6 protein-coding genes are annotated in these 6,950 nt (G+C 70.9%); 3 read left to right on the top strand and 3 right to left on the bottom strand.

What is annotated here, in order from left to right:
- Positions 1–148: 148 nt before the first annotated feature.
- The 3 genes from cas6 to AC5LUJ_RS09910 all read left to right on the top strand — a co-directional run bounded on the left by cas6 (position 149) and on the right by AC5LUJ_RS09910 (position 2,237).
- On the top strand, positions 149–1,021 hold the full coding sequence (gene cas6, locus AC5LUJ_RS09920) for a CRISPR system precrRNA processing endoribonuclease RAMP protein Cas6 (RefSeq protein WP_493464814.1): 873 nt from the start codon (positions 149–151) through the stop codon (positions 1,019–1,021).
- A 92-nt stretch (positions 1,022–1,113) separates the two neighbouring features.
- Complete coding sequence (locus tag AC5LUJ_RS09915) at positions 1,114–1,410, top strand: hypothetical protein (protein ID WP_250282172.1); 297 nt, start codon at positions 1,114–1,116, stop codon at positions 1,408–1,410.
- 143 nt (positions 1,411–1,553) lie between these two features.
- On the top strand, positions 1,554–2,237 hold the full coding sequence (locus AC5LUJ_RS09910; protein WP_250282174.1) for a response regulator: 684 nt from the start codon (positions 1,554–1,556) through the stop codon (positions 2,235–2,237).
- A 106-nt stretch (positions 2,238–2,343) separates the two neighbouring features.
- Here AC5LUJ_RS09910 and AC5LUJ_RS09905 read toward each other — a convergent pair whose 3' ends face one another.
- The 3 genes from AC5LUJ_RS09905 to AC5LUJ_RS09895 form a co-directional block, all read right to left on the bottom strand.
- Positions 2,344–3,945: a bifunctional aminoglycoside phosphotransferase/ATP-binding protein gene (locus tag AC5LUJ_RS09905; RefSeq protein WP_493464813.1), complete on the bottom strand. Its 1,602-nt coding sequence runs from the start codon at positions 3,943–3,945 to the stop codon at positions 2,344–2,346.
- A 350-nt stretch (positions 3,946–4,295) separates the two neighbouring features.
- Positions 4,296–6,074 carry a sensor histidine kinase gene (locus AC5LUJ_RS09900; protein WP_250292629.1) on the bottom strand — a complete coding sequence of 593 codons (1,779 nt, stop codon included), beginning with the start codon at positions 6,072–6,074 and terminating at the stop codon, positions 4,296–4,298.
- Positions 6,075–6,086: 12 nt separating this feature from the next.
- Positions 6,087–6,950: SpoIIE family protein phosphatase (locus tag AC5LUJ_RS09895; protein ID WP_493464812.1), on the bottom strand; the 864-nt coding region annotated here is incomplete at its 5' end.

Raw genomic sequence — 6,950 nt, 5'->3', positions numbered from 1 at the left:
GATGCGGTACGGGCGGGGTGGGGACGTTGGCGGGGCCCGGGATGGTGTGGCCGCTCCGGCGGCCTACCGTGAGATTCGGGTCGGGTCCTGGGCTGTGGCACGGGCAGGCCGTGGCAGGCCGGGACGCCGAGGATTGGAGAGGTGAGCTGTGCCTGCTCGCGTTGTCGTGTCCGTCAGGCCGGTGTCCCCGGGGGCGTTGCCGCCACCGTACACGGGGCCGGCGGTCAACGCCGCCGTGCTCGCGGCCGTCCGCGAGGAGTTGTCGCCCGAAGCCAGCGCGTACCTGCACGACGGGCCGCCGCCGCGGCCGTTCGCGATCACCCCGCTCCTCGACGAGCACCAGCGCGCCCCCGGCCGGTCGTCGGCCAGGGTCCGTTTCGAGGTCGGAATCCTGCTCGACGAGATCACCAGCTCGATGCTCGCCGCTCTCCGCAACCGCGACCGGTGGCGTTTCGGCTCCACCGACTACGTGACCGAAGCGGTCGAACTCGCCGGGGGCGAGCCGTACCCGGATCTGCTCGCCGCCGCTCCCCCGGCGACGTCCTGGGCGTTCGGACTGGTCACGCCGGTCAGTTTCGCCACCGGACGCGATGACGGCGTGCGCCGCCAGCGCATCCTGCCCGATCCCGAGCGTGTGTTCGGCACGCTGGCCTACCGGTGGCGGGCCTGGGCGCGGGATCTCGCGCCGTTACCCTCCGACATCGATGCCACGATCAACGGCCATCTGGAGCTCGTCGAGACGACCCTTTCCAGCGCCGAGTACGTCGTCAAGATCGGGGCGCCGAAACGCCGCGGCTGCGTCGGGTTCGTCCGCTACCAGCTTGCCGCGCCCGCGGACGTCCCGCCGCGGACGCGCGCCGCCCTCAACGCCCTGGCCCGTTTCGCCTGCTACGCGGGCATCGGCGACCGTACCCCCAGCGGCATGGGCTACGTCGTCGCCGACCCGGACGGCCAGCACCGCATCCGGCGCCCGGAGCGCGTCAGGCGTACGGACGGCGCGCCGTCCCGCGCGCCCGCGTGACCGCACCGGCCCGGGGCGGGGCCCCGCCCCGGGTGGTTGCGGCGGTCGAGCTGGGAAATGCTGCAAGATACAGGTGAGAAGGGAGCGACCGTATGACCGACACGAAGACAGCCTGGGACGACGTGGCAAACAGTCTCACCACGCTGGGGCAACGGGTGAAGGCGCACTTCGACGACGTCGTCGGCGAGCGTCCGTTCGACCGCAGGGGAGTCGACGAGGCGCTCGCCGAGCTCCGCGCGACCCTGGACCGGGCCTACTCCGCGGCCGGCCAGGCTGCGAAGGACCCGACGGTCCGTGAAAGCGCATCGAAGATCGGCTCATCGTTCGTGGACGCACTGTCCAGCACCTTGATCGACCTGGGCCAGCGCCTGAAGAAGCTCCGCCAGTAGCGGAACCTGATCCAGGCGAGTTTGTCGTTGTGCACGCTTTCCGGTCCCGCGGGCGTACACAACGGCAAACTCGCGGCGATCTTCCGCGGCCGGCGGGCGGCCCGGATGGTAAAGGGTGAGACCTGCGGGTAGCGTGCTTCGCCATGGATCCGGTACGGGTATTTCTTCTGGATGATCACGAGATCGTCCGGCGTGGCATCCGGGAGGTACTGGAAGATACCGGGGAGATCCGGGTCGTCGGCGAGGCGTCGAGCGCGACCGAGGCGCTGCGCCGCATACCCGCGTCCAACCCGCAGGTCGCGCTGTTGGACGCGCGGCTGGAGGACGGCAGCGGTATCGACGTGTGCCGGGACATCCGCTCCGCGCACCCGGAGATCGGCTGCCTGATCCTGACGTCGTACGACGACGACGACGCCCTGTTCGCCTCGATCATGGCGGGCGCGGCCGGCTATCTGCTCAAGCAGATCAAAGGCACGGATCTCGTCGGCGCGATCCACACCATCGCCTCGGGACGTTCCCTGCTGGACCCGGCCGTCACGCAGAAAGTGCTGGCCCGGCTGCGGGAGGGCCCGGCCGAGGACGGCAGGCTGGTGACTCTCAGCGACCGGGAACGGGAGATCCTGCTGCTGATCGCCGAGGGGCTGACCAACCGGCAGATCGCCTCCCGGGTCCACCTGTCCGACAAGACCGTGAAGAACTACGTGTCCGCGATTCTCGACAAGCTCGAGCTGACCAGCCGCACCCAGGCGGCGGTTTACGCCACGAAACTCCAGGGGCAGCAGAAAGAGCAGCAACAGGCCGTCCAGAAAAAAGCCGCCCAGAAGTAGGCCCGCCGGGCAGCGCGGAACACGGACGGGCCGCGTACGCGGGCGGCGGCCCAGTCCCAGTCCCAGGCCCAGTCCCAGGCCCAGTCCCGCCGGCCCGGATCGCGTTTCAGATCACGTTCACGCGGCGTTGGACGGCCAGGAGCGCCTCACTGATCGGCACCGCGGTCTGGATGACGCTGGCGGTTGGCCACGGTTGCGCGCGGGCCGCCATCGCCTGGTGGACGGCGAGGGTGGCGTCGGAGGGGTCCTCCCCGGCGGCGGCCCGGCGGGCGATCCGCGCGGCAGCCACCTCCGGGGAGGTGACGCAGCGCAGCTCGACGAGTTCGCTGCTGGTCTGCTCGGCGAGGCTGGCGGCGGCGGCCCGATGCCCGGCCGTGGACCACGACGCGTCGAGCACCACGTTCTCCCCCCGTTCCAGGGCGTGGCCGGCCCGGCGCAGCAGCTCGGTGTAGGTGGCGTCGGTCGCCTGGGCGTCGTAGGGCCCCTCGAACAGGCTGGCGGGCACGTGCTCGCCGGCGGGCAGGCCGGCCAGTTCCTTGCGGACGATGTCGGAGCGCAGCAGCACCCAGCCGTCCTCGGCGTCGGCGAGCTTCCCGGCCAGGGTGGACTTGCCGGTGCCGGGCAGGCCGCCGATGAGGACGAGCCGGACCCGGCCGCGCCGCAGGTGCGACAGCGCGATCCTGGCGAGCCGGCGCGCCTGCCGGGCGGCCTCCGGCACGCCCTGGCTGGCCCGGATGCAGGAGACCTTGGCCCGCACCAGCGCCCGGTAGGCGATGTAGAGATGCCGCAGCGACGGCGGGTGCGTCTCTCCGGCGAACTCCCCGTACCAGGCCAGGAACTTCTCGGCGGCGTCGGCGGCGCCGAGGCGCTCCAGGTCCATGGCGAGGAAGGCGACGTCGCCGAGCACGTCCCCGAGCCGCAGCCGGCGGTCGAACTCGATGCAGTCGAGCACCCGCGGGCCGTCGTCGAGGCAGTAGATGTCGTCCGCGAGCAGGTCGCCGTGCCCGTCCCGGATCCATCCGGCGCGCTGCCGGCCGGCCAGCAGCGCCGCCCGGCCGGCAAGGTAGCGGGGGGCGAGCCGGCCGATCTCGTCGATGACACTCGCGTCGATCAGCATCCCGCTGAACGGCGCGATCCCGGTGAGGCTCTCCCGCCACAGCCCCTCGAGGGTGGCTGGGCTGCCCACCTCGGCGATCTCGGCGGAGGTCGGGCAGCGCTGGTGGAAGGCGGCGAGCAGCCGGGCGAGCGCGCGTAGCTGCCCGTCCACCCGCCGTCCCATGGCGATCATGCTGGACAGGCGCCGGTTCGCGGGCATCCGCCGCATCACGACCATGTGGTCCACCAGTGTGCCGGCGCTGTCGCGGATGTCCGCCACGCCGAGATAGACGTCGGGGGCGAGGCGGCGGTTGAGCTCGACCTCGGCCCGGCAGGCCGCCTCCCTCGCCTGTCGGGTACGGAAGTCGAGGAAGCCCAGGTCCAGCGGCTTCTTCACCTTGTAGACGCGGTCGCCGGAGAAGTACAGCGTCGCGCTGTGCGTCTCGATCGTCTCCAGGTCGGCCAGCTGCGCCATGGTCAGCCGCGGGCCGGTGAAGCGGATGTCGGTGAACCGCGGGCTGTCGAACTCGGGGCGTCCGACCTGGAGATACATGTACGGACGCGCGTGCGGGCCCGTACGCTCCGGCACTGTCGTCCGGCCATCGACGGTCATGACACCTCCAACGTCAGAACATGTGGCGGCGGCAGGCGCGATAGTGATCATCCGAGTCGGCCGGACCAGCCGACCGGCACCGGCCCCGGGCACGCCGCCGCCGCCCGATGTCCATCCTGAGCTGGGAAGAAGGTCGAAACGACCGTCGGAAGTTTCTTCGGGGACGGGCCGTTCGGACCCCGCCACCCGGACCTCCGGCCCACGGCTCCCTCCGGATGGCGCTTCCCCGGACGGACGAAGCGTCCCAGGCGGCTCACGCATCCCGCACGGTCCAGCATCATACGAGCATGATTGATGACGTTGAGTAAGATCAGCCGGCCTGACCGGCTGTGGTGGGAACTGTGGGTGACTCAGGTCAGGGGTACGGACCAGCGCAGGTGGGTACCGCCTTCGGGCCCCGCGGAGAGGTCGAAGGTACCGCCCAGATCTTCGGCTCGGCTGCGCAGGTTCGCAAGCCCGCTACGACGCTCCGTGCTCCCGATGCCCACACCATTGTCGATCACGTCCACGTCGAGCCGGCCCCCGGCGGCCCGTACGACGACCTCGACGCTGCTGGCCCGGGCGTGCCGGGCCGCGTTCGACAGGCCCTCCCGCACCACGGCGAGCAGATGATCGCCGGCCGCCGCGTCCACCATCGTGTCCAGCGGGCCTTCGAACCGCAGGTACGGCGCGAAGCCGAAGGCGTCGCTCACCGCGTCGACGACGGAGGAGACCCGCGCCCGCAGGCCGGAACCGGCCGTCGCCCGCCGGCCCCGCAGCTCGAAGACGGTCGAGCGGATCTCACGGATCGTCACGTCCAGGTCTTCCACGTACGTGGCCATCCGGCGGGCCGGCCCTGGCCGCTCCTCGGCGGCGGCCAGCCCCTGCATGCCGAGCGCGACGGCATACAACCGCTGCATGACGTGGTCGTGCAGGTCACGAGCGATCCGGTCCCGGTCCTCCAGGACGACGATCCGCTCCCTGGCAGCCCGCGCCTGGGTGATCTCGAGGGCTGTCGCCACATGCCCGGCGAACGCCGCCGCCATATCGAGATCACTGTCCGTGAACGGTGTGGCCCCGTGCCGCCGGCCGAGCACCACCGCCCCGTTGGCCACCTGGGAGCCGGCCAACGGGACGATCATCAGCGGGCCGATCCCCTGCGCGTAGGGATCGTTGCCACTGGCCTCGGCCGCGGCGTCCGAGACGAGCAGCGGCGCGCACATCCGCACCGCCTTGCCCCCCAGCGAGTCGTCCATAGGGATCAAGGTGCTCTGCAGCACACCGGCATCGTCACCGTCGGCAACCTCAACGGTCAGGTGCGACGAGGACTCCCCGCTGAGGAGGATCGCGGCCACGTCCGCGCCGGCGAGCTCCCGGGCCCGGCTGACAATCATGTTCAGTGGCCGCTCGCCGTCACCGAGTACGTGGCGGGTGATGTCCGCCGAGGCCTGCAACCACCGCTGGCGACGTTGCGCCTGATCGAACAGCCGGGCGTTGTCGATGGCGATCCCGGCGCTTGCGGCCAGCGCCAGGACGAGTTCCTCGTCCTCGGCCGTGAACGTCCGGCCATTGCGCTTCTCCGTGAGATAGAGGTTGCCGAAAACCTCGCTGCGGACCCTGATCGGAACACCGAGGAAGGTCCGCATGGGCGGATGGTTCGCCGGGAAGCCGACGGCCCGGGAATTCGTCGCGATGTCGTCCAGGCGGAGCGGCTGTGGCTGCGCGGTGAGCAGGCCCAGCACCCCCTGCCCCCGCGGCAGCTGCCCGATCTTCTCAACCAGTGACGGCTCCATGCCGACATGGATGAACTGCTCGAGATGTCCTTCTCTGGCGATCACCCCGAGGGCGCAGTACCGGGCGTCGACCAGCTGGCAGGCCTCCTCCACGATGCGGCGCAGCACCACCTCCAGGCTGAGGTCGGCGATGACCGTCCGGGTGGCCCGCAGCAGGCCGCGCAGCCTGCTCTGCGTCTCGATGACGTCCTGCGCCCGGTCGACGAGCTGGGTGAGCAGCTCATCGAGCTCGAGGCGGGCAGCTGCCGGGAAGGCCAGCTCTCTCACCGACTCCGCGGACGGGTCACTCGGCAGGGACGCGGATGTGCCGGAATCCAGCGTGCCCGTGGAGATCTTCCCCGTCTCCTGGTCGTCCATACCTCAGACAGACTAACGGACGTACGCCAACACCGACGAGCCCCCCGGAGTGATCGATCCACGAATTCCGCGTCCCCGCGCGGGCGCCCTGCGCCTCTGTATTCCTTGCGGAGCGGCACCGGCGGTGCCCGCCTCCCGGATATTCGCACCGAACTGGCCGGACGCGTCGAATACCCGTTTTGTTATGATGTGACCAGCCGCCAGGAACCAGCCGGTGCCCCGGCGGGCAAGCCGGTGACATGCCCATGCGCTCCGTTCGGGCCAGGCCGGAGAACTGGTGGGAGAACTGACGGAGAACCGGCACGAGGCTGCCCCCCGGGCCATCTGCCCGGACGCGGCGGTGACATTTTTCGGCATGGCGGTGACGGCGTTTTCCACCGGATAGACAGCCCCGTCCAGGCGCTGTGCCGGAGCGGTAATGACATCGGCCGCGTCACGGCCCACCGCGACCGCGATCTGGTCGTCCGCCACGCTGCCGCGAGAATGCCGCGCGACAACCGTGAAGAGGTCGTTCACGAGGGCGCCGGGATCTCTGCCGGGGATGCGTGCCAGCTCGTCGGCCAGCCGCCGGAAACCGAACTGGTTCCCGGCCGGGTCGCGCGCCTCGGTAATGCCGTCGCTGTAGGCGCACAGCACGTCCCCCGCAGCCAGGCGGGCCCGCTCTGTCCGCCACGTGCCACTCCCGCCGCCGCTGCCGGCGGGCAGGATGGTGGCGACGAGAGGCCCTGTCGGCGCCAGCGCCACGAGCCCCGCCCTTCCCGCTCCGTTTTTTCCATCCCCTCTTTTTCCATCCCCTCCCGCGCCCAAGCCGTCTCCGGCGGTCAGGGCCTCCCCTTCCGTACCCGGGTCCAGATCATCCGGGTCCAGATCATCCGG

It is taken from the genome of Protofrankia sp. CiP1_Cm_nod3, assembly GCF_982290655.1.
Note: the sequence above shows the minus strand (reverse complement) of the source record. Positions and strands in the feature narration are given on the sequence as shown.